23 protein-coding genes and 1 pseudogene are annotated in these 21307 nt (G+C 72.6%); 11 read left to right on the top strand and 13 right to left on the bottom strand.

What is annotated here, in order from left to right; genetic code table 11:
- A pseudogene (locus ND747_RS21725) lies at window positions 1-558 on the bottom strand (two-component sensor histidine kinase); the annotation flags it as partial.
- Complete coding sequence (locus tag ND747_RS21720) at window positions 555-1307, bottom strand: response regulator transcription factor (protein ID WP_251735864.1); 753 nt, start codon at window positions 1305-1307, stop codon at window positions 555-557. The pseudogene ND747_RS21725 and the gene ND747_RS21720, both read right to left, overlap by 4 nt.
- 225 nt (window positions 1308-1532) lie before the next feature.
- Between ND747_RS21720 and ND747_RS21715 the strand changes: the two genes are divergently transcribed.
- From ND747_RS21715 to ND747_RS21705, 3 genes are all read left to right on the top strand, one after another.
- Window positions 1533-2483 (top strand): acyl-ACP desaturase, encoded by a 951-nt coding sequence (locus tag ND747_RS21715; protein ID WP_251735862.1) that lies wholly within the window; start codon window positions 1533-1535, stop codon window positions 2481-2483.
- A 202-nt stretch (window positions 2484-2685) separates the two neighbouring features.
- Window positions 2686-3366, top strand: a complete 681-nt coding sequence (locus ND747_RS21710; protein WP_251735860.1) for a hypothetical protein — start codon at window positions 2686-2688, stop codon at window positions 3364-3366.
- A 14-nt stretch (window positions 3367-3380) separates the two neighbouring features.
- On the top strand, window positions 3381-3866 hold the full coding sequence (locus tag ND747_RS21705) for a hypothetical protein (RefSeq protein WP_251735859.1): 486 nt from the start codon (window positions 3381-3383) through the stop codon (window positions 3864-3866).
- 47 nt (window positions 3867-3913) lie between these two features.
- Here the strand turns inward: ND747_RS21705 and ND747_RS21700 are convergent, their stop codons facing one another.
- Together ND747_RS21700 and ND747_RS21695 are read right to left on the bottom strand one after the other, a co-directional pair.
- Window positions 3914-4672: a dTMP kinase gene (locus ND747_RS21700; RefSeq protein ID WP_251735857.1), complete on the bottom strand. Its 759-nt coding sequence runs from the start codon at window positions 4670-4672 to the stop codon at window positions 3914-3916.
- Complete coding sequence (locus ND747_RS21695; protein WP_251735855.1) at window positions 4669-5112, bottom strand: hypothetical protein; 444 nt, start codon at window positions 5110-5112, stop codon at window positions 4669-4671. The genes ND747_RS21700 and ND747_RS21695 overlap by 4 nt, the downstream gene beginning before the upstream one ends.
- A 145-nt stretch (window positions 5113-5257) precedes the next feature.
- On the opposite strand from ND747_RS21695, the gene ND747_RS21690 reads away from it, so the two are divergent.
- From ND747_RS21690 to ND747_RS21665, 6 genes are all read left to right on the top strand, one after another.
- The gene (locus ND747_RS21690) at window positions 5258-6667 is read left to right on the top strand and encodes a histidine kinase (protein ID WP_251735871.1); all 1410 of its coding nucleotides are present in this window, start codon (window positions 5258-5260) and stop codon (window positions 6665-6667) included.
- Complete coding sequence (locus ND747_RS21685; RefSeq protein ID WP_251735853.1) at window positions 6664-7305, top strand: response regulator transcription factor; 642 nt, start codon at window positions 6664-6666, stop codon at window positions 7303-7305. The genes ND747_RS21690 and ND747_RS21685 overlap by 4 nt, the downstream gene beginning before the upstream one ends.
- A gap of 102 nt (window positions 7306-7407) precedes the next feature.
- Entirely contained in the window at window positions 7408-8592 is a 1185-nt protein-coding gene (locus tag ND747_RS21680; RefSeq protein WP_251735851.1) for an ABC transporter ATP-binding protein, read from the top strand.
- Window positions 8589-9425, top strand: coding sequence for an ABC transporter (locus ND747_RS21675; RefSeq protein WP_251735849.1), 837 nt, complete (start codon window positions 8589-8591; stop codon window positions 9423-9425). The genes ND747_RS21680 and ND747_RS21675 overlap by 4 nt, the downstream gene beginning before the upstream one ends.
- A gap of 124 nt (window positions 9426-9549) precedes the next feature.
- Entirely contained in the window at window positions 9550-10209 is a 660-nt protein-coding gene (locus tag ND747_RS21670; protein WP_251735847.1) for a molybdopterin-dependent oxidoreductase, read from the top strand.
- A complete protein-coding gene (locus ND747_RS21665; RefSeq protein WP_251735845.1) occupies window positions 10196-10999 on the top strand; it encodes a cytochrome b/b6 domain-containing protein in 804 nt (267 codons plus the stop codon). The genes ND747_RS21670 and ND747_RS21665 overlap by 14 nt, the downstream gene beginning before the upstream one ends.
- Here ND747_RS21665 and ND747_RS21660 read toward each other — a convergent pair.
- Both ND747_RS21660 and ND747_RS21655 read right to left on the bottom strand, forming a co-directional pair.
- The gene (locus ND747_RS21660) at window positions 10965-11402 is read right to left on the bottom strand and encodes a CD225/dispanin family protein (RefSeq protein WP_251735843.1); all 438 of its coding nucleotides are present in this window, start codon (window positions 11400-11402) and stop codon (window positions 10965-10967) included. The two genes, ND747_RS21665 and ND747_RS21660, sit on opposite strands and share 35 nt — an antisense overlap.
- Window positions 11403-11409: 7 nt before the next feature.
- Window positions 11410-12084, bottom strand: a complete 675-nt coding sequence (locus tag ND747_RS21655) for a CD225/dispanin family protein (RefSeq protein ID WP_251735841.1) — start codon at window positions 12082-12084, stop codon at window positions 11410-11412.
- A gap of 478 nt (window positions 12085-12562) precedes the next feature.
- Here ND747_RS21655 and ND747_RS21650 point away from each other — a divergent pair, with 478 nt between their 5' ends.
- The gene (locus ND747_RS21650) at window positions 12563-13900 is read left to right on the top strand and encodes a glycosyl hydrolase (protein ID WP_251735840.1); all 1338 of its coding nucleotides are present in this window, start codon (window positions 12563-12565) and stop codon (window positions 13898-13900) included.
- Window positions 13901-13915: 15 nt separating this feature from the next.
- On the opposite strand, the gene ND747_RS21645 is transcribed toward ND747_RS21650, so the two are convergent.
- The 6 genes from ND747_RS21645 to ND747_RS21620 all read right to left on the bottom strand — a co-directional run bounded on the left by ND747_RS21645 (window position 13916) and on the right by ND747_RS21620 (window position 19826).
- Window positions 13916-14395 carry an NUDIX hydrolase gene (locus ND747_RS21645; RefSeq protein ID WP_251735838.1) on the bottom strand — a complete coding sequence of 160 codons (480 nt, stop codon included), beginning with the start codon at window positions 14393-14395 and terminating at the stop codon, window positions 13916-13918.
- A 106-nt stretch (window positions 14396-14501) separates the two neighbouring features.
- The gene (locus ND747_RS21640; RefSeq protein ID WP_251735870.1) at window positions 14502-15296 is read right to left on the bottom strand and encodes a TIGR03085 family metal-binding protein; all 795 of its coding nucleotides are present in this window, start codon (window positions 15294-15296) and stop codon (window positions 14502-14504) included.
- Window positions 15297-15401: 105 nt separating this feature from the next.
- Entirely contained in the window at window positions 15402-15842 is a 441-nt protein-coding gene (locus ND747_RS21635; protein ID WP_251735836.1) for a response regulator, read from the bottom strand.
- A complete protein-coding gene (locus tag ND747_RS21630) occupies window positions 15835-17538 on the bottom strand; it encodes a CHASE3 domain-containing protein (RefSeq protein ID WP_251735835.1) in 1704 nt (567 codons plus the stop codon). Before ND747_RS21630 ends, ND747_RS21635 begins: the two co-directional genes overlap by 8 nt.
- The gene (locus ND747_RS21625; protein WP_251735833.1) at window positions 17538-18728 is read right to left on the bottom strand and encodes a SpoIIE family protein phosphatase; all 1191 of its coding nucleotides are present in this window, start codon (window positions 18726-18728) and stop codon (window positions 17538-17540) included. The genes ND747_RS21630 and ND747_RS21625 overlap by 1 nt, the downstream gene beginning before the upstream one ends.
- 177 nt (window positions 18729-18905) lie before the next feature.
- The gene (locus ND747_RS21620) at window positions 18906-19826 is read right to left on the bottom strand and encodes a hemerythrin domain-containing protein (protein ID WP_251735831.1); all 921 of its coding nucleotides are present in this window, start codon (window positions 19824-19826) and stop codon (window positions 18906-18908) included.
- A 226-nt stretch (window positions 19827-20052) separates the two neighbouring features.
- Here ND747_RS21620 and ND747_RS21615 point away from each other — a divergent pair, with 226 nt between their 5' ends.
- On the top strand, window positions 20053-20466 hold the full coding sequence (locus ND747_RS21615) for a hypothetical protein (RefSeq protein ID WP_251735830.1): 414 nt from the start codon (window positions 20053-20055) through the stop codon (window positions 20464-20466).
- Window positions 20467-20515: 49 nt separating this feature from the next.
- On the opposite strand, the gene ND747_RS21610 is transcribed toward ND747_RS21615, so the two are convergent.
- Window positions 20516-21229, bottom strand: coding sequence for a PhzF family phenazine biosynthesis protein (locus tag ND747_RS21610; protein ID WP_251735828.1), 714 nt, complete (start codon window positions 21227-21229; stop codon window positions 20516-20518).
- Between the last annotated feature and the right edge of the window lie 78 nt (window positions 21230-21307).

Genomic DNA, 21307 nt, shown 5'->3' with positions numbered 1-21307 from the left:
GCGCAGGCCCCGGGTGAGCAGGGCCCAGGCCAGCGCGGCCAGCACGACGAGCACCGCGGCGCCGACCGCCACCTCGATGCGGACCAGCCGGCGCACCGTGTCGGCGACCGGGCGCAGCGGCAGCGCGACCAGGACCTGGGTGCGGTCCGCGTATACCCGGTCGATCGCACGGTAACGGGACCCGTCCGCGGTGACGGTGAACGGCGCCGCGCTGGCGAGCCGGCCGGTGCGGACGGCGGCGTCCAACAGCAGGATGCGCGGTGGCGGCGAGCTCGCATCGCCGGTGATCCGGCGGACCCGGCCATCCGCCCGGCGGATCTCCACGAGGTAGTCGGTGGGGCCGGTGCTCTGGTCCATCCCGGTGAGTTCGAGCAGTCGCAGCCGGTTGGCCAACACCGCCGGGGTGGCCCCGCCGAGCTGCTCGACCCGGGTGAGCTGCCCGTCGACCCGGTCGAGCAGGTAGGCCCGCAGCGCGACGGCGCTCGCCGCCCCGGCGACGGCAAGCCCGAGCGCGCACAGGGCCACCAGCCCGGCCATCAGCCGCAGCCGCAGCGTCACAGCGCCACCCCCGGCTCCGACCCCGACCCCGGCGGTTGGCGTAGGGCATAGCCGAAGCCGCGCTGGGTGTGCAGAAGCGGGCCGCCGTGCCGGCCGAGCTTGCGACGCAGGTAGCTGACGTACTGGTCGACCACCGTCGGTTCCCCGACGTAGTCGTAACTCCACACCGCGTCCAGGATCTGGGCGCGGGAGAGCACCCGGCCGGGATTGGTCAGAAAGTAGCGCAGCAGCGAGAACTCGGTGGGTGACAGGTCGATCGGCTCACCGGCTCGGGTGACCAGATGGGTGTCCGGATCCAGCACGACATCGGCGAACCGCAGCCGCGGCGTCGCGGTCGACGGTCTGGTCCGGCGCAGCACGGCCCGGACCCGGGCGACGAGCTCGTCCACGGCGAACGGCTTGGTGACGTAGTCGTCCCCGCCGTAGGTCAGCCCGGCGATCTTGTCGCGGTGAGCGTCCCGCGCGGTGAGGTAGACGACGGGGACGTTCTGGCCGGCCGCGCGCAGCTGGCGGCAGACCTCGAAGCCGTCCACGTCCGGGAGCATCACGTCGAGAATCATGAGGTCGGGCTCGGCCTCGGCGGCGAGCGCCAGCCCGGCCCGCCCGGTCGCGGCGGTCAGCACGTCGAAGCCGTGGAAACGCAGCGCCATCCGCAGCAGGTCGACGATGTTCGGCTCGTCGTCAACGACGAGGACCCGCGGCTCCCCGCCGTCGGCCGAGGCTCGGCCGCGTGCCGGTGGCTGGGTCATACCCGACTCCCTCAGGGTAGGTGCGCCGCTGGGTGCATCGGTGTCGGCAGGTGCGCGAGGCCCAGTTCATCGGCACAGTGTGAGAATTTCATGTGAAGCCGGCCCGGCGCGGCGGGTTGCACGTGGGCGTGGGTACGCGACTTGATCCGGCGGAACAGTCCGTCGCTCGGGTTTCCACTCCCGGCGGCCATGGTTGAACCGCCCTGGATCTGGAACTGTTTTCCAATGAGATCCCTTACGGACCTGGATCTGCTCCGCGAGCTGGAGCCGGTTGCCGAGGAGAACCTGCGGCGGCACCTCGGCATCGCCGTGGAGTGGATGCCACACGAGTACGTCCCCTGGAGCCTGGCACGCGGCTTCGACGAGCTGCCCTGGGAGCCCGGCCAGTCGGCGTTGCCGCCGGTCGCCCGGATCTCCTTCGAGCTCAATCTGCTCACCGAGGACAACCTGCCCAGCTACCACCGTCTGATCGTGGCGGGCTTCGGTCAGGACAGCGCCTGGGGCACCTGGGCCAACCGGTGGACCGCCGAGGAAGGTCGCCACAGCATCGCGATGCGTGACTATCTGATGGTCACCCGCGGCTCGGACCCGGAGGTCGTCGAACGCGACCGGATGTTCCAGATGTGCAACGGCTACGACCGGCCCGCTCTCGGCCCGCTGCGCACGTTGGCCTACGTGTCGTTCCAGGAACTCGCGACCCGGGTCAGCCACCGCAACACCGGACGGGTGTGCGCCGAACCGATCGCCGAGCGCCTGCTCACCCGCGTCGCCACCGACGAGAACCTGCACATGATCTTCTACCGGAACCTGGTCGCCGCCGCACTGGAGATCTCGCCGTCCGCGACGCTCGCGGCCATCCGCGACGAACTGATGAGCTTCGAGATGCCCGGCGTCGGGATCCGCGACTTCCGCCGCAAGGCCATCCAGATCGCCCAGGCCGGCATCTACAACCTGCGTATTCACCATGACGACGTGGTCGCGCCCGTCCTGCGCCAGTGGCGTCTGGCCGACCTCGACGGTCTGGACGCCGCCGGCGAACAGACCCGCGACGAGATCGTTGCCTTTGTCGCGGCACTCGATGATGCCGCCCGCCGCCAGACGGACAAGTTCGCCGAGGCCGAGGCCCGCCGGGCCCGTTCCGGCGCCCGCTACACCGAGGCCATGGCCTCGGCCTGACTCCCACTCCCCGCCGCCGCCTGGACGTCGACGCCATCGCCGACGCATCCGGGTGGGATGGGGGGCGGGGGCGGGTCGTCCATATCTGTCCGAATGCACCGTGTACGTGCTAGGGTCCGGGCCGTCGTCCATGAACGGACGAACCTGAACGCATCCGCACGCATCTGTACGCGCCGGACGGACCTGGACGGACGGAGCCGCTGTGAGCCTGCCCCAAGGCAGCCGCCGGATCACCATCCCGCAGCTTGGACTCGGCCTGGTGGCCGTGGCCGCCGTCGCGATCGCTGTACTGATCAACTCCCCGAACGCGGCCAGCCCGACCGATGGGGCCGCCAGCGCCGGCGGTGCCGGCACGTCCTCGTCGCTGATCGGACCGCCCGGCACGGCCGCCGTCTCCCCCGTCGCCGGATCGCCGGCCGCAAAGACCAACGATCCGGCCGTCCCCGCCGCGGCGGCTGTTTCCGGCCCGTCGCCGGGCAGGCCCGGTACGTCGTCCGAAGGCGCATCGTCGGTGGGTGTCCGGCGCCCGTCCGCCGGCCTACCGGCACCTGCGGGCCCACCCGACGGGGGTGAGTCCGGCACTGGTGATGCCGGTGGAGTCGCCGGTCCCGCTGGCGTCGGCGGCGTCGGCTCAGCGACCGGTTCCGGGGGTGGCGTGCCCGGGGGTGGCATCGGATCGGATCCGGGCGAGGCAGTGGCAAGCACGGTGAACGGCGTTGCACCAGGTCAGGGCGAGGTGCTCCTTCCGGCCCCGGTGCCGGCGCCGCCGCGTCCCGCTCTGCCGCCGCCGCCGCAGCGGGTGGTGGACGTCCATCTGGGCGTGCGTCTGCCGGCCGTCGCGATCGCCCTGCCGACCTGTCTGATCGGCTGCTCACCGGCCTGACAGGAGGATTGCTCGTGGGTCTGCATCGCACTGCTCACCGGATTCCCGCTGCGCAGGTGGCGCTTGCCGTCGTGGCCGTCGCCGCGGTGGCCGTCGCGCTGCTGATCGAGTCGCCGGGTTCGTCCTCGCCCGCCGGCAACACCGGCGGGGTGGGCCTGTCCGGCAGTGCCGCCGCCTCGAGCCCGTCCCCCGGGTCGGCAGGCGGGGAAAGCCGCTCCGCCGCAGCACCCGCGCCGTCAGCCTCGGGTGCCATCAAGACCGCGGGCTCACCGGTCGACGTGGCCGCAGCCGCGGACCAGGGCGGCCGGAACCCGGCAGCCGTGGATCCGGCCGCCGCGGCCGCGGCCCGCTACGCGGCCAGGGCGAATCCGGGTGGTACGGGCGGCGGGTCGGCGCCGGGTGGGCCCGCGCGACCGGCGCCACGTCGTCCGTCCGGGGGCAGGAGCGGCGATCTGAACCTCCCCACCGTCACCCTGCCGAGCTGCCTCGTCGCCTGCTGACGTCTGGCCGGTCGGCCGACGGTGCAGGCGCTGACCGGCGGTGCGGGCTAGCCGGCGGTGCGGGCTAGCCGGCCCAGGATGGTGTCGACGCCGGACTCGCGGTCGACGACCAGCCAGGGCGAGACCCAGTTGTCGGCGGCCAGATCGGCGTACATCCGGGCGCAGCGAGCCTGCAGTCCGTCATCGGCCTCGAAGGCGTCGCGGGAACGTGTCGGGTCGGCGGCAGCCCGGGCAGTGGCGTCCGCGCGGGCCTGCGTCGTTGGCACTCGCAGGAGAACCTGCAGGTCAGGCACCGGTAGGCCGAGGGAACCAAATTCCAGCTCGGCGATCCAGGCGGGGAAGGCGGCCCGTTCGGCGGCCGGCAGTCGGGCCGCGCCGTAGGCGGCGTTCGACGCGACGTACCGGTCGAGCAGCACCACGTCGGACATCGCGAGCAGCGCCTCGAGCTCGGGTCGGGACGCGGCCCGGTCCAGCGCGAACATCAGCGCCGTGGCCCGCGGCGAGGCCGCGACGGCCGCAAGCCCGGCACCGTCGTCCCCAGACCCGCCCCCGTCCCCGTCCCCGCCAGTGCCACTGGCACTGGCACTGGCACTGCCACTGGCACTGGCACTGGCACTGCCACTGGCACTGGCACTGGCACTGGCACTGGCGAGCATGCCGCGGATCGCCGGGCCGAGCGGCTCGGCGGCGTACCGCGGGTAGGCGAGGGTGGCGACGCGACGGCCGGCGTCGGTGAGCCGGGCGACGAGCCGCCCGGTCAGCGTGTTCTTCCCGGCTCCGTCCACCCCCTCGATCGTGATGATCATCCCATCACCGGCTGGTGCCGGAAATGCTCGACGACCGGGTCTGACCAGGTCAGCAGCCGTCCGGCCAGGGTCGAGGCGATGCCCGCCCGCAGGGCCGCGGCCTCGATCCGGGCGAAGCGGATCGGCTGCGGCAGCAGCGCCAGCGTTCCGGCCTTGCCCTGGAAGCCGGCCCACAGGCCGGTCAGCGCCGCGCCGTCGATCGGCGGCAGGGCGCCCGCCGCCGTCCCGAGCACCGCCCGGGCCCACCAGCCCTCCCCGCGGATGACCGCGGAGGCGGCCGGCTCCCCCCGGACCACGTCCAGCCCGCCGGTGACCAGGTTGTTGCCGTTGCGCACCGCGACCAGCGGATGGCGGTACTCCAGCCGGTCGCCCCGCTCGGCGAGGCAGGCCGCCAGGTACCACAGGGACAGCAGCGCCGGCGGCGTTCCCGACACCAGCATGCGACCTCCCGTTCCGGCGACCATGTGACCGGCCAGCACGTACCCGTCACCCGCGCAGGAGCCTAGCGCCGTACGCGGACAGCCGTAGGCGAGGTACGTCCGTGGACGGATGTCCGGCCCGTCCGCGAACGGTTACCGTCGCGTGATGGTGGGCGCGGCGCAGCGGGTCCGACGGAGCGCGACGGCGCACGCGGGGGAGATCGCACGGTTGCTCGCCGCCGCCGCGGTGGTGATCGGTGGCTCGGTGGGGGCGTCGCACAACGTCGAGGACGTGCATCGACTGGACGCGTTCGCCTTCGTGCTGCTCGGGCTGCTCGCGGGCACGCTGCTGCTGCGCGGGTCACCGCTGGTGATGGTGGCGGTGTCCGCACCGCTGCTCGGCAGCTATCTCGGCGCCGGGTATCCGCACGGACCCTCGTTTCTGCCGCTGGTGGTGGCGTTGGTGGGGGTGGGCCTGCGCCATGATCGACGAATCGCCTGGCGGGCCGCGGGCGGCGCCGCCGTGGTGGTTCTCGCCGGGACGGCCATGGCGACCATCCGCGGATTTCCGTCGTCCGGGTGGGGGACGTCCGCCCGGGTCGTCGTGGTGATCATCGTGTGCGGTGTTCCGACGCTGGTCGGCACCCTGCTGCGCAGCAGCCGCAACGCCGCTGCCCGGGCCAAGGAGGAGGCCACGCTGCGCCGCATCGAACAGGAACGCCTGCGGCTGGCCCGGGAGGTTCACGACGTGGTCGGTCACAGCCTGTCCGTCATCTCGCTGCGCGCCGCGGTTGCCCTGCACGTCCTGGATCGCCGACCGGAGCAGGCGCAGCTGGCCCTCGAGGCCATCCGCCGCACCAGCGTCGACGCTCTCGACGAACTGCGCGCCACCCTCGCCCTCGGCCGCGCCGGCCACCCCCCGCCCGGCAGCACCGATCCTTCGGCCCCCGGCCCGGCCCCGGCCGGCCCCGCTGCCACCAGCCCGGACGGTGGGCCGGACGTACCTCCCACGGTGGACGTCCCACCAGCGGGGATGGGCGCGCCGGCGGCGCCGCTGACCGGGTTGCGGCGACTGCCGTCGCTGGTGGACGAGGTGCGACTGTGCGGAGTACCCGTCGAGGTGCAGATGGTCGGCGCACCGGAGCAGCGGGACCGGCTGCCGCTGGCCGTCGACCTGGCCGCGTTCCGGATCGTTCAGGAGTCGCTCACGAACGTGCTGCGACACACCCCACGCGGCGCGACCCGCGTCGAGGTGACCGTGACCATCACCGACGACCAGCTCACCCTGGACATCACCGACCATCCCCGCGGACCGGGCGCGCAGGGGCCGAGCTCGGCCACGGGCGCCGGTCCGTCGCTCGTCGGCCACGGCCTGACGGGACTACGGGAACGGGCCGCCGAGCTCGGCGGAACGCTGACCGCCGGATTCACGGACATCGAATCCACGGACACCGAATCCGCGGGCGGCGGTTGGCGGGTGCATGCCGTCCTGCCGGCGGGCGGGCACGCAACGCCACCGGCAACGCCGCAGACGACAGCTGCGCCGGCGGCGGGAGCTCGGCGGGGGCCACGGTGATCCGGATCGTGATCGCCGACGACCAGCCGCTGGTACGGCTCGGGCTGCGGGTGCTCATCGAGACCGAGGACGACCTGGCGCTGGTCGGTGAGGCCGAGGACGGCCGCGCGGCGGTCGAGCTGGTGCGCGCGACCCGGCCGGACGTCGCGCTGCTCGACATCCGGATGCCGGTCCTCGATGGTCTGGCCGCGCTGCGGGCGATCATCGCCGAGCCGGCGCTGGCGGCGACCAGGGTCATCATCGTCACCACGTTCGAGGTGGACGAGTACGTCTTCGAGGCGCTGCGCGCCGGGGCGTCCGGGTTCGTGCTCAAGGACGCCGAACCCGCCGACCTGCTGCGCGCGATCCGGGTGGTGGCCGCGGGCGAGTCGCTGCTGTCCCCGTCGGTGACCCGACTGGTGATCGACACCTTCGCCCGCCGACCGGCCTCCAACGCCCCCGACCTGGGCAGCCTCACCGACCGGGAACGTGAGGTGATGGGCCTGGTGGGTCGCGGCCTGTCCAACGACGAGATCGCCGCCCTGCTGGTCATCAGCCCGGCGACGGCCCGCACCCATGTCAGCCGGGTGATGGTCAAGCTCGCCGCCCGCGACCGCGCCCAGCTCGCCGTCCTCGCCCACCAGGCTGGCCTCGGCTGAGCCGCACGCCGGCTGCGCGGTAGGCAGGCTGCGCCGAACTGCGTACCCGGATGTCGCCGTCCGTCGGACGACGCGAGCGGTCCGCGCCGGCACGCTCACCGCATGACAGCAGCGATCCGCCGCCCGTCCGGGGCGGCAACGGCACCACCCGGACCCGACGACGCCTGCGCCGGGCCCGTCACCGGCTCCTCCACTGGACCGTCCATCGGTGCTTTCGGCGCGTCCGGCCGCGCTGTTGACGTGCGGGGACTGACGAAGCGTTACGGCCGACGCATCGCGGTGGACGGGCTGGACATCACGATTCCCACCGGGGTCGTCGCCGGCTTCGTCGGCCCGAACGGTGCCGGCAAGACCACGACCCTGCGGATGCTGCTTGGTCTGGTCCGACCGAGCGGGGGCGACGGGACCGTCCTCGGGCAGCCGCTGCGGGCCCCCGCCGCCTACCTGCCCCAGGTGGGGGCGCTGATCGAGAGCCCGGCGCTGTACCCGGCGCTGTCGGGCCGGCGCAATCTCACCGCGCTCGCCGTGCTCGCCGGCATCCCCCGTGCCCTGGTGGGCGCGCGGGTCACGGCGATCCTCGACCAGGTGGGGCTCGCCGGCCGCGGCGACGACCGGTTCCGGTCCTACTCGCTCGGGATGAAGCAGCGCCTCGCCATCGGCGCCGCCCTGCTCACCGACCCGGACCTGCTCGTGCTGGACGAGCCGACGAACGGGCTGGACCCGATCGGCATCCGCCAGATGCGCGAACTCATCCGTTCCCTGACCGCCCGTTCCGCCCCCGTCGATGGCACCGAATCCGCAGCCGGTTCCGCGCGACCGCGACCGCGAGGACGGACGGTGCTGGTCTCGTCCCATCTGCTTGCCGAGGTGGAGCAGATCTGCGACTGGTTGATCGTCGTGGAGGGCGGACGACTGGCCTACCAGGGGCCGACCGACCGGCTGATGGCGAGCCACACCGTCGACGTCGTCCTGCGCCCCGAGCTCGCGCAGGACGTCGCGGCACTGGCCGACCTGCTCACCGGCCTCGGCCGCCCCGCCGTCCGTGGCGCGCAGGACGTCGTCACCACGCTGGATGTGGCAGAACGCGACTCCCGGGAGTACGCCCGAGCCCTCGCCGAGGTGAACCGGGCGGCGGCGTCCCGCGGCATCACCCTGATCGAGATGTCCCCACGACGCGACAGCCTCGAGGACCGTTACCAGGGCCTGGTCACCGCAGCCCGCGCAGGCTCGGTTCCGGCCGGCACGTCCACCGTCGACACGTCCACGGTTCAGGAGGCTCGGCGATGAACACTGTCCGTTCGGCGTGGCGGTCGCTGCAGGCAGAGCTGGTGAAGGCGTGGCGGCCCAGCACGGTGGTGACGATGGGGCTGCTCGCGGCGCTCAGTGTGCTCTCGACCGTCCTCGTCCTGGCGCTGGCGGACGACCCGTCCGGCGGTACGCCGGGACCGCGGCCCGGGGCGGGTGACGGTCCGTCGGGCTTCGACGTGACGACCGACCAGCTCGCGGCGGCGTCCGGCATCGCCCGTGGCTTCGCCGGGGGCAGCACGTTCACCGGGCTGCTGATCTTCCTGGTCGTCGCGATCGCGATCACGCTCGAGTACGGCCAGGGGACGCTGCGCACCCTGTTCCTGCGGGAGCCGCGCCGGCTCGGCTGGCTGGCCGGGCGGCTGGTCCTCACCCTGGCGCTGGTCACGGCGGCGCTGATCGCGGCCCTGGTGCTCAGCGTGGCCGCCGCGGTGGCGGTGGCCGGGGTCCGCGGCATCGACACGTCCGCCTGGTGGAGCGCGGACGGTGCCCGCGCACTCGCCACGAGCTACCGCAACGCCCTGCTGGCGGCGACGTGCTTCAGCGTGGTCGGCACCGCGCTCGGAGTCGTGCTGCGGTCCACGGCGGTGACGCTCGCGGTCGGCGTCGCCTGGATGTTCCCGCTCGAGCACATCATCGCCAACTCGTGGACCGGTGCGACCCGGGTCTTTCCCGGCCTGGTGTTCGACGCGGTCGGCCAGGGCGGCCTCGTCGACGCCAGCTACGGCAGCGCGCTGGCGGTCGGAGGCGCCTATGCCGCCGGCGCGGTCGCCGTCGCCGGGCTGGCCCTCGCCCGCCGGGACGTCACCTCCTGACCCTCCCGACCGCCCCGCCGGCAGCGCAGCCGCACCGGGGCGGTCGGGGTTGTTAAGAAACCGGGTGTTCACTGGTGGGGTGGCATCCGAGGGCACGCCGGTCGGCCGTCGAATCGTGCTTGCCATGCTCGCGCTCGGTGCCGCCGGGGTGGCCGTCGGCGCGCGGGCGGAGCGGGCGCTGGAGCGGGTCATCGACCCGGTGCGGCGCAACGATCCGACCGGTCTGTCCGACCTTCTCCCGGTCGGCAACTTCCGGTACTACTCGGTCACCTCGAGCGTCCCCCGGCTCGGGCCGGCCGACTACCAGCTGCGCGTCCACGGCCTGGTCGACCGGCCGCGGACGCTGACCCTCGCCGACCTCGGCGCGATGCGCCAGACCGCCCTCGTCCGCGACTTCCAGTGCGTCACCGGCTGGCGGGTGGGCAACGTGCACTGGTCCGGGGTGCTGTTGAGCGACCTGCTGGCCGAGGTCGGGGTACGGCCCACCGCCCGGGCGCTGACGTTCCGCTCCTTCGACGGCAGTTACACCGAGAGTCTCACCCTCGACCAGGCGACCCGCCCGGACGTCCTGGTGGCCCTGCGGATGATCGACGGCCCGGTCACCCACGACCACGGCGGGCCCGTCCGGCTCTACGTGGCGCCGATGTACGGCTACAAGTCGATCAAATGGCTCGGCGAGATCGAGGCCGTCGACCACGTCACCCCCGGCTACTGGGAGGAACGGGGCTACGACGTCGACGGCTGGATCGGCCGCTCCAACGGTCGCGACGATGACCCCGTCTGACCCCCCGCCCCCGGCGGCTGGGCCGTCCCCGGCGAGCGGTGGGTCGGGACTGGCGACCGTCCGACGGTTCGGCCGGTCGACGCGCCTGGTGCACTGGACGACCGCGGCGGCGATGGGGTGCTGTCTGGCCACCGGCGCCGTGCTGCTCCTGCCGCCGTTGGCGGAGCTCGTGGGCCGACGGCGGCTGGTCGAACTGATCCATCTGTACGCGGGGCTGGCCCTGCCCGTCCCGATGCTGGTCGCGGCGGCAACCACCGGCTACCGCCGGGACGTGCGCGCGCTCAACCGGTTCACCGCCGCCGACGGGGCCTGGCTGCGCGCCCGGCTGCGGCTCGGGGCGTGGCAACGGGCCCGTGCGCGGGCGGCGGTCGCGGGCGGGGTCGGCAAGTTCAACGCCGGGCAGAAGGTCTACGCCGCGTTCGTCGCCGGCGCCATCCTGGTGATGCTCGGCACCGGCGTCCTGTTGCAATGGGGCCCGGATCTGCCTGGCGGGTTCCCGGTCGCGTGGCGCACCGGGGCGACCTTCGTCCACGACCTGCTCGCCTACGGCCTGTTCTTCGGGGTCGCCGGCCACCTGTGGATGGCCTCGCGCGACCCGATCGCCCGGGTCGGCATCCGCACCGGCACGGTCCCCGCCTGGTGGGCCGCCCGCGAACACCCCGCCTGGACGGTCTCCGCCGACGGCCCACCCATCCCGGATGATCCAGGTGGTCCGGCGGATCCGGGCAGTCAGGATGATTCGGGTGACCGGGCCGTCAGGTCCGGTCACCCGCTACCGCCACGAGGATGACGACGGCGACGACGTAGGTCAGCAGAACCGCCACGAAGGCGATCATCGAGATGACGCACCAGCGCCGGGCCCGCGCCGACGCCTGACGGGCCCCTGGCACGTCCCCGGCCTGCAGTCGGTTCTGCGTGATCGACGCGTACACCAGCGCGATCACCCCGGTCGGCAGACAGCACAACAGGGTGGCGACCAGCGACTGCCACAGATAGGTCCGGACCGGACGCTCCCACTCGGCCTCGCCGGACGGCCCGACCTCGAGGATCGGGCCATCGGCCTCCCCGGCCAGGACCGCCTCCGGCACGACGGCGCCGTCCGGGTCGGCTCCGGCGGCCCAGCTCAGGTCGCCGGTGCCGCCGGGGCCGGGGGTGGGATCCGCAGGATCGGCGGGTTCGGGCCGGGCAGGCACGTGGGACTCAGGTCGCCAGTGGGCCAAGGGTGGAGAACGCGCTGCTCGAGTTGTCGTCGAAGGCGCCGGCGAGCCCCAGGATCAGCAGAACGATCCCGGGTATGAGGATCAGCAGGAACGAGATGAGACACCACATCCGCGCCTTCCTGGACGCGTCCCGGGCACCGTCGATGTCGCCGAGCTGCCGACGCGGATCGACCTTCGTCGCGTAGATGATGGCGACCACGCCGGCGGGCAGGCAGCACAGCACCGTGACCAGGATCGACTGCCACAGGTAGTTCGGAACGGGCTGGCCGAACGGCGGCGGTGGCCCGAACCCACCGGGCGCCCCGTACCCCTGCGGCGCCCCGTACCCCTGCGGCGCCCCGTAGCCGCCCGGGGGCGGCCCATAACCGCCAGCGGGCTGCCCATAGCCCTGCGCGTCATATCCCTGCTGGTAACCGGGCTGGCCGTAGGCGGGCTGGCCGTAGCCCGGCTGCGCGGAGCCGTCCTGGCCGTAGCCGCCTTGTTCGTAGCCGCCCTGGCCGTAACCGCCCTGCTCGTGACCGGAACCTGGCTGGCTCCAGCCGCCTGGCCCCTGGCCCTGGCCCTGGCCCTGGCCGGGCTGCCCGTAGCCGCCCTGCCCCTGCTCGTAGCCGCCCTGCGGATCCTTGCCCGACGGGTACTCGGGTGGCTGGGACATCCGGTGTGCTCCTGGCTCCTGGGAAGGCGACCGATCGTTCCGCGCGCATCGTTCCGCGCGCACATTGTGACACAACCGGACCTTGTTGACCTCCGTCGGCCGACGGGCGGTTCCGACCTGCGCGACCTGGCCCGTCCGCGCCGTCGGAGCCCCCTCGAAAGGGCCCCCGGAGACCCCCGGCGCATCACCCGAACAGCGAATCCCACCCAAACAACAAGGGAGACACATCCCTCGGTCGGTCCGTACGCGGACATCTAAGACATACTGCCCTAGCTGGGACGTCGTCTGGAATTTCGCCCGTGTAGTGTCCGGTCATATCTGACCAGATCGACCGCTGGGGCACCGAGGGGGTACCCCGGCCGCCACCCACATCCACATCTCTGGCCGCTGCGCGACATGGAGGTCATCCGCTTCGCTTGCGAAGCCGGGACCCGGGGGGGTTCTGACGCCGACACGCCACGCACGGAGGGATCTCGCGGTGAAGCACCGATCGGAGGGCGCGTCCAGTCCGCCGAGGGCCCGCGCCGGCTCACGTCGTCGACGCCGTCGTTCGCGCCACCCGGCCTGGATCGCCTCACTCGGCGTGCTGGCCGTCCTGGCCGCGGCGATCGGCTGGAACCTCGCCCCCACGACCGACACCAGTGACGGCTCGGCCACCGTCGAAGCCGCCGCCGCGCATCCGAACCAGCACCGCGGTCGGCCCACCCCCAACCCGACCGCCCCGGCCGGTTCCACCACCGCGCACGGCACCACCACGCCCTCGCCGAGCCCGGCCGCAGGTGGCACCGGCACCGGCACCGGCACGCTCAGGACCACTGGTACGGCCGGTACCACCACGGTCCCGCAGCCGGCCGCAACCACCACCGCGCCGCGCACCAGCACCACCACCCGCGCACCGGCACCCACCGTCGCCGCGCCCCCGGTCGTCTCGGGTGGCGGCGCCATCCCCGGTGGGCTCAGTGGCGTGGCCGCCGGTTCCCTGACCCAGGTGAACGCGTGGGCGGCCTTCCGTGGCTCTCCGGTCACCGCGGCGATGACCTTCACTGACCGGTCCAGCTGGCAGACGATCACCAACCCCTGGCTGGGTTCGAGCCCGGAGAAGCTCTCGACCTTCGCCGGCACCTGGGTGATCTCGCAGCCGTTCTTCCCCACCGGTCAGGGCGACCTGGGCTCCTGCGCAAGCGGTGCCTACAACGGCCACTGGGCCGACTTCGGCCGCTGGCTGGTCGCCAAGGGGCGCGCCGCGAGCATCGTTCGGCTCGCCTGGGAGTTCAACGGCAACTGGTTCCCCTGGTCGGTGTCGAACACGAACCCCACCACCTGGGTGACCTGCTTCCGCCAGGTCGTGGGCGCCATCCGCTCGACCGACTCGCAGGCCCGCATCGACTGGGCCCTCAACGCGCACAGCGGCGGAGCCTGGTCGGTCTACCCGGGTGACGCCTACGTCGACATCATCGGCGTCGACACCTACGACCACTGGCCGGCAAGCACCACCGACGCCGCCTTCGCCACCCAGTGCGCCGAAGCCACGGGTCTGTGCTCGGCGATCGCGTTCGCCCGTCAGCACGGCAAACAGTTCTCGGTGCCCGAATGGGGCCTGGTCGGCAAGTCCGACACCGGCGCCGGGCGGGCCGGGCAGGCCGGCGGCGACAACCCCGTCTACATCCGCGACATGTACGCCACGTTCAAGGCGAACAAGGACATCCTCGCCTACGAGTCGTACTTCAGCGACTCCGCGCCGGGCAACGTCCACTCGTCGCTGCTGAACCCCGACGAGAACCCGAACGGCGCGGCCACCTACGCCTCTCTGTGGTGATTACCTGACGGCACGTCACAGGCGCAGGGGGGTCCTCGGCGGACCTCCCTGCAGCCAGACGTCGAGCAGGCGCACCAGGCCGGTCGGGTAGACCGTGTCGGTGGTCCCGCGCAGGTCGGGCACCGTCCACCAGGACCAGCCGAGGATCGAACGCTGTTCCGTCACCGTCCACCTCGAGCCGTCCAGCTCGAGCCGCCGCGGCACCCGCACGGCGTAGAACGTCTCCGCCTGCCGGTAGTCCTGCCCCAGATAGGTGAACGACGTCCGGCGGGTCGCGACCGGTGGGCCCGGCTCGGCCAGCCGGTACCCGACCTCCTCGAACACCTCCCGGACCGCCGCCTGCTCCGGTGTCTCGCCCGGGTCGAGCCCGCCGCCCGGCACATGCCACCAGGACGGCGCCGCCTCCAGGGTCGGGTCGTGGGAGCGGATCAACAGCACCGCGTCCGCCGGATCGACCAGCACCACCCGCGCGGCCCGACGGGATTTCGCCACCATGCTCCCAGCCTCGCAGCCGATCGCCCGCTGGTGGCGGAGTTCTGCGGCACATGCCCGCATCCCGCATCCCGCATCCCGCATCCCGCACGGCTGTGCGGCCGTGCGTTCAGAGGCCGATGGGTGCGCAGCGCAGGTGGTCGATGTCGGCGGTGGTGCCGCGCAGGTCCACCTGGGCGACCCGGCCGCGACCGAACGCGAACAGCAGAATCTCCTCGGGGAGGCCGACGATCTCGACGGCGGAGTCACCGCCGTGCAGGGTGCGGCGGCCGGGTCGGTCGGTGCGTTCGGCGATCACGCCGACACCGGCGCGACGGAAGCCGGCGAACCCGGCCAGGCGCAGGGCGTTCCACATGGCGTTGCGGCTGGCGTCGTCGAGCTCGCGCGGCTTCCAGTCGGCCCCGGTGCCCGCGCCGGAGTGCGTCCCGGCACCCACCGTCGAACGGGCGTCGGAACCCTCGGCCGAGCTGGCCGCGGTGGAGCGGGCCAGGGAACCCACCGTCGAGCGGGCCGCGGAACGCGCGGTGGAGCGAAGGTCCACGCGCGGAGTGGAACGGCGGATGTCTTCGGCGTGGATGAAGAACTCGACGAGGTTGGCGGCATCGTCCAGGGGGCCGAAGCGGGTGGGCTGCCACCAGGGCGGACCGGCGCGCAGGGCGTCCACCAGGGCCGGGTACGGATGGGCGCGCATGGTCGAACGCTCGGCCCGTTCGGTGATGCCGTGCAGCCGGCTGATCACCAGGCCGGGAGCGGCCCACGGAATTCGCTCCCGGGTGACGAGATGCGCCGCGAGGTCGTGGTTCGTCCAGCCCGCGCACAGCGTGGGATGGCCCGGGCCGTACTCGATGAGCAGGTCAGCCAGGGCCTGGCGCTGTACACGGGCGGGTCGAGGTCCGGTCGACATGTTCGCACTGTAGGCGACCACGCGCCGTCCGCGCCGCAAGGCGATCCACTGGCTACCGCATCGGGCGGCCGGCCCTACCGCGGCGGTCGGCCGGAAGCCGCGTCCTCACTGGCCGGGGAGACGGGCCACGGTGACGAAGAAGTCGTCGATGTGGCGCACGACGGCGACGAAGCGGTCGAAGTCGACCGGCTTGGTGATGTAGGCGTTGGCGTGCAGGTCATAGCTGCGCAGCACGTCCTCCTCGGCCTCGGAGGTGGTGAGCACGACGATCGGGATCCGTCGCAGCTGCTCGTCGGCCTTGACCTCGCGCAGGACCTCGCGGCCGTCCCGGCGGGGCAGGTTGAGGTCGAGCAGGATCAGGTCGGGCCGGGGGGCGCCGACGTACTCGCCCTCGCCACGCAGGAAGGCAAGGGCCTCGACGCCGTCGCTGACCACGTTGAGGTGGTTGCGCAGCTTGTGGTCCGCGAACGCCTCACGGGTCATGAGGACGTCCCCGGGGTCGTCCTCGACGAGCAGGACCTCGACAGGGACGATCAGTTCAGTCACGGTGTTCTCCGGGCGGTCGGGCAGCCTGGTCGGCGCGGACGAGGTCGACAGAGCCGGCAGACACAGGGCCGGCAGGTGCAGCGCCGGCAGACACAGGGCCGACAGGAGAAGCGGATGCGGGGGCGGTCGCCGGCACGGCGGGGGCGCGGGGAGAAGAGGAAGGAACAGCGGCGCCGCGCGGCAGGGTGAAGCGGAACGTGGTGCCGGGTCTGGCCTCGGTGTCCAGCCAGATCAGTCCACCGTGGAACTCGACGATCTTGCGGCACAGGGCGAGCCCGATGCCGGTACCGGCGAACACCTCCCGGCCGTGCAGGCGCTGGAAGATAACAAAGATCTTCTCGGCGTACTCGGCTTCGATGCCGATGCCGTTGTCGGCGCAGGAGAACTCGAAGGTGTCGGCGTGTTCGACCACGCCGATCCGCACCCGCGGCGGGTCGGCGCCGTGGAACTTCAGCGCGTTGCCGATCAGGTTGGTCAGCAACTGGGTGAGCAGCGCCGGGTCGCCGCGCACGACGGGCAGCTCGTCCGCGGTGACCTCGGCGTCGAGGCTTTCGATCGTCAGCGACAGGGTGGTGGTGGCGCGGGTGAACAGCTCGCCCAGCGGCACGTCGACGAAGCTCTCGGTGGTGCGCCCGACGCGGGAGAAGGCAAGCAGGTCGTTGATGAGCTGCTGCATCCGCTTGGCGCCGTCGACGGCAAAGCCGATGTACTGGGCGCCTCGTTCGTCGAGTTTGTCGCCGTAGCGGCGTTCGAGCAGCTGGCAGAAGCTCGCCACCTTGCGCAGCGGCTCCTGCAGGTCGTGCGAGGCGACGTAGGCGAACTGCTCGAGGTCACGGTTGGAGCGGCGCAGCACCTCGGCCTGCGCCTCGACCTCACCGCGGGCCGCCCGGGCAACGCCGAGCTCGCCGATGAGCTGGCGGCGCATCGATTCGACGTCGGCGGCGAGCGCGACGATCTCCGGCGGCCCGGTGGGCTCCACGACATGGTCCAGGCTGCCGGACGCAACGGTGCGCGCGTCCCTACTGACCTGCTCGACCGGCTGGGTGACCCAGATCCGCAGCGCCCAGTAGATCACGGCGAACAGGGCAACCAGTACCGCGGCGCCGATCAACAGGGCCGTCACCAGGAAGTTCAGCGCGCTCCGCACGTCCGAGCGGGCCTTGTCCGCATGGCTGCGCAGCACTGTGTTGAGACTGTCGGCGCTGGCGCGGACCTCGTCGAACAGGGCCTTGCCGCGCGCCAGGGGCACCTGGTCGGCGGCCACGGTGCCCCTGGCCCGCACCGCGGCGAGCGCCGGGTCGGCGTACTCGCCGTGCCAGAAGCGGATGCGCCCGTCCAGTGCCATGACCCTGGTCAGCAGCTCCGGCCGGCCGGCCAGCAGGCGGCGCAGCTCGGCGAGCTGGCGGCGTTCCTCCGCCCGCCCGGCGGTGTAGGGCTCGAGATAGTTCTCCGTCCCCTGCAGCAGATAGCCCCGCAGGCCGGTCTCCTGGTTCACGACGCTGGCGACGAGCTGGGTGGACGACAGCAGGGCCGGCGCCATGACGTCGCTGCGGGTGTGGATGGCATCGGTCACCCGCACCAGTGACCAGGAGATCACGCCCACGACCACCAACAGCACCGCCGCCGCGACGACGTAGGTCGCTCCCAGCCGCCGCCGCAACCGCCAGCTGCGCAGCCCGGACGAGGCAGCGGACATCAGTCGTCGCCCCGCATCAGCAGCAGCAGCGCGACGTCGTCGGTGAGCGGGCCGCCGTTGCGGGCCTCGATCCGGTCGATGAGGCTGTCCAGCAGGCTGTCGGGACTCTGCGGCCACAGCTCGGCGATCTCGGGCAGCACACCGTCCCAGCCCAGGCGTTCGCCGTCGGGCCCGTCGCGGCCCTCCAGCAGGCCGTCGGTGGCGAGCAGCAACGCCCAGCGCGGGCCGAGGTCGACCAGCACCTCCTCGGTCAGGTCCTCGTCGAGGATGCCGAGGGCCGGGCTGACGACGTCGCCCGGCAGAGCGGCCAGCCGGGGATGCAGGATCGCCGGGGGCGGATGCCCGGCCAGGCGCATCCGGGCCTGCTCGCGATCCGGAGCAATGGAAAGCTCGCAGACCGTCGCAAAGATCTCGTCGCGATCTCGTTCACTGACCAGCACCCGCTGGAGATACCCCAGCCGGTCGGCTTCCCGCACCCCGGCGAGCACCAGGGTTCGCCACGCGATCCGCAGGCTCACCCCGAGGGCGGCCTCGTCCGGGCCGTGCCCGCAGACATCACCGAGCAGGACGTGCAGGACGCCGTCGGGCGTCGCCACCATGTCGTAGAAGTCACCGCCGAGCAGCGACTGGCGCTGGCCGGGCCGGTAACGGGCGGTGTGGTGCAGCCGGTCGTCGGCGTAGAGCGGGCGAGGCAGCAGGCCGCGTTCGAGTCGGGCCCGCTCGCTGGCCTGCAGCTCGGACTCGCGCAGCGCCTGGGCAGCCGTGTCGGCCCGGGTGCGCTCGATCGCGTAACGCACGGCGCGAACCAGATCGCGCCCGTCCACCTGGCCCTTGACCAGATAGTCCTGCGCGCCCGCGGCAACAGCCTGCTCTCCGCGGTACTCGTCGACCAGGCCGGTGAGCACCACCACCGGCGCGCCGGACTCGACCGCGAGCAGCCGCCGCAGCGCGGACAGGCCCTCGCTGTCGGGCAGGCCGAGATCCAGCAGGATGCAGGCGGCGCCGGCGCTGCCGAGCAGCGCCTCGGCCACGGTGCGCACCCGGGTCAGGGCGACCGGGGCGGACACCTCTTCCAACAGTTCGGAGACGAGGAAGGCATCCCCGTCGTCATCCTCGACCAGCAGGATCGGCCAGATGACTTCTGCTGGCGTCACGGGCGCCCGGGCGACGGCGCTCTCGGTTCCGGACACATCTCCTCGGCAGTGCACGACGCGCGGGCCATATCGACCCATCCTGGACCCGAAGCATGGCATGCCCAGCGGCCGACACGTGGAAGGGAACACCGAACGGGCTCGTCACCACCGCCGTTACCCGACCAAGGTCAGCAACATTTCACCATACGGTCAGGGCCGTTGCCCCCCGATCGACTACCCGCCATCCGACGATCGGGCCTCGCCGGTGGCCACGGCATCGGCGCTTCCGGTATCGGTGGCAGTGCCACCGGTGGCGCTTCCGGTATCGGTGGCGGGCCACTCCGGGGCCGGTGCGGTCGGGCGGCCGAGCAGGTACCAACCCCACAGTCCGGCGGGCGCCGGCGCACGGACGGGGGCCCCGGCCACCTCGCGGGCGTCCATGACGTCCAGCAGGTGGTCGATGGTGCCGAGCAGTCGGACGGTGATACTGCCGCCGAACGGACCGCCGTGGCCGAGGTAGGGGTGGGGCCTGCTCGGGGCGTGCCGCATCGCGTCGGAGAAACGTTCCCGCAGCCGGGTGCGCTCGTTGTCGGTCAGCGCCGCGTCCAGCTCGCGCAGCAGCGCATCCTCGGTCTGGGCATGCTCGGTGAACAGCGCGGCGAGGTCTCGGCGCAGGCTGGTGATGCCGGTCGCCGGATGGTTGAGGTCTCCCTGCACGTGCTGCTCGATGCCCCGCATCACCGAGGCGCAGCGCCGCGCCAGCCGGCTGAGCTCGGCGACCCGGGCCCGCCCGCCCGGCACGTTGCGCGAGCACGCCGGGTAGACGACGGCCTCCATCGCGCTCAGATGGGCCGAGATCGCCGCGACCGCGACGTCGTTGGCCCGCAGCACCTGCCGCGGATCGCTCGACGGATCATCCTCGGCCGGGCCGGCCGCTGGCGAGCCGGCGGGCGCAGGCGGGCCTGTCGACACAGAACTACCTGTCGACACAGAACTACCTGTCGACACGGGGCTGCCTGTCGGCGCAGGGGTGCCGGTGGGTCGGGTGGCCAGTTCGATCAGATGGAAGGCATCTGCGTGCGCCGAATCCACCAGGGTCGCCAACGCCTCAGCCATGATCACCTCGCCGAACAGACGGATAGAGTGACGGATCACTGCCAACACGTCGAACATACGCCCCGCCCGCGCCGACCGCATCCGGAAATTTGCTACGGAGAGTGATCGCATGTCGAATGATGTGCGCTGTCCGCAAGGGCGGATGTGTACCCTGCGAGAGACTTCGACTACTATGAACGTCATGGTCGCCAGGAATGCCCCCCTGACCCCGGACCAGTCGGTGCACAACCGGTCGGCGCACGACCAGCAGGTCCAAAGCCGGCAGGTGCAATACCAGACTGTGCAGCACCAGCCGGCTCGGGATCAGACAGCCCGCAGCCAGATGATCCGGGAGCAGGCGGTGTTCGCCGCTCGGTCGCGCCTGGCGGACGTTCGCCGGCGCTTCCTCAACCACGATCTTCCGTCGCTGGGCAGCCTGCTCGTCCGGCATCAGATCGCGGTGGCGGACACGGCCGAGTGGCCCTGGGCACGCGTGACCGGCTGGCCGCACCCGGCTCTGCTGCGCGGGCGCAGTCTCAGCGACGGTGCACACCCATCGCTCGCCCACGTCCGGATGGGGCTTCCGCTGCGCATCCACAGCGTCGACATCGTCGACTGGGCGATCATTGATGCCCGCGGCGAGATCGCCGAGGGCGCGTGGACCCGCGCACTGCGCTCCCCGGCCGAACCGCCGGTCTGACGGCCGGACGGATCCCTCGTCGAGCGGCCGGTGCGGGTCAGGCGCCGGCTCAGCCGGCGAGAAAACCGTCGAGGTCGTCAAGGTGGACGGCTTCCTCCTCGACCACGAGGCCACCGATGTCGGCGAAACCCTCCGGGCCGGGTGCGGCCAGCACGATCGAGCCGACACCGTGGCGGATCGTCAGCCGCCGTTCGAGTCGGGCGGCGAGCAGCATGGACGCCGATCCACACGCCTCGTCCTCGGCCACACCGTGGCGCTCCCCGAACGCCCGCGCCCGCACCACCCCGGCCGGCTCGTCCAGCCAGGCCCAGATCTGCACCAGATCGTCCTGCGCGGGGCGCGGCAGGGTCAGCGCCTCCACCTCTGCGGGGCTGCCCACCTGGTGGTGCGTCCAGCCGGTGAACCCGGCGAGCGCGGCCCGGGTCCACACCCGGCCCTGATCCTGCCAGCTCGCCGCATCCCCACCGGCCAGGCGCAGGATCGGCGGGTGCCCGCCGAGTAGCCGGGCGAGCAACCAGGCGGCGCCGACCAGCGCGTCCCCCGCCGTCGGCACCTGCCGGTCAGGGGTGTGGACGGCCAGCTCCGCCTGCTCCACGTCGTCGATGAAGACGGTCGCAGGCACTCCGAGCCGCCGCGCGATCTGGGCCCGTTCCCGCTGTTCGGGCAACAGCTTGGCCGCATCGAGCACAACCGCGAGCAGACTGCCCGCCGCGCCGGTCTCATCGGCGAACACCCGCAGCCTGCGTACCTCGATCTCGGTCACCCGTACCTCCGTGGCTGGCACCGGGCCGCCCGCAGGCGGCCACGACCATGTTCGCCGTCACGCTTGCCTTCGCCGTCA

Origin of the sequence: Frankia sp. R82 (genome assembly GCF_023716925.1) — a bacterium.
In the GTDB taxonomy this organism is placed as follows: domain Bacteria; phylum Actinomycetota; class Actinomycetes; order Frankiales; family Frankiaceae; genus Frankia.
This window is presented reverse-complemented; position numbering and strand designations above follow the sequence as displayed.

Excerpts from the sequence above, each read along its gene's own strand:
- ND747_RS21720 (WP_251735864.1), bottom strand. The coding sequence starts at position 1,307 with ATGACCCAGCCACCGGCACGCGGCCGAGCCTCGGCCGACGGCGGGGAG.
- ND747_RS21715 (WP_251735862.1), top strand. The coding sequence starts at position 1,533 with ATGAGATCCCTTACGGACCTGGATCTGCTCCGCGAGCTGGAGCCGGTT.
- ND747_RS21700 (WP_251735857.1), bottom strand. The coding sequence starts at position 4,672 with ATGATCATCACGATCGAGGGGGTGGACGGAGCCGGGAAGAACACGCTG.
- ND747_RS21695 (WP_251735855.1), bottom strand. The coding sequence starts at position 5,112 with ATGCTGGTGTCGGGAACGCCGCCGGCGCTGCTGTCCCTGTGGTACCTG.
- ND747_RS21690 (WP_251735871.1), top strand. The coding sequence starts at position 5,258 with ATGGTGGGCGCGGCGCAGCGGGTCCGACGGAGCGCGACGGCGCACGCG.
- ND747_RS21680 (WP_251735851.1), top strand. The coding sequence starts at position 7,408 with ATGACAGCAGCGATCCGCCGCCCGTCCGGGGCGGCAACGGCACCACCC.
- ND747_RS21675 (WP_251735849.1), top strand. The coding sequence starts at position 8,589 with ATGAACACTGTCCGTTCGGCGTGGCGGTCGCTGCAGGCAGAGCTGGTG.
- ND747_RS21670 (WP_251735847.1), top strand. The coding sequence starts at position 9,550 with ATGCTCGCGCTCGGTGCCGCCGGGGTGGCCGTCGGCGCGCGGGCGGAG.
- ND747_RS21665 (WP_251735845.1), top strand. The coding sequence starts at position 10,196 with ATGACCCCGTCTGACCCCCCGCCCCCGGCGGCTGGGCCGTCCCCGGCG.
- ND747_RS21655 (WP_251735841.1), bottom strand. The coding sequence starts at position 12,084 with ATGTCCCAGCCACCCGAGTACCCGTCGGGCAAGGATCCGCAGGGCGGC.
- ND747_RS21645 (WP_251735838.1), bottom strand. The coding sequence starts at position 14,395 with ATGGTGGCGAAATCCCGTCGGGCCGCGCGGGTGGTGCTGGTCGATCCG.
- ND747_RS21640 (WP_251735870.1), bottom strand. The coding sequence starts at position 15,296 with ATGTCGACCGGACCTCGACCCGCCCGTGTACAGCGCCAGGCCCTGGCT.
- ND747_RS21630 (WP_251735835.1), bottom strand. The coding sequence starts at position 17,538 with ATGTCCGCTGCCTCGTCCGGGCTGCGCAGCTGGCGGTTGCGGCGGCGG.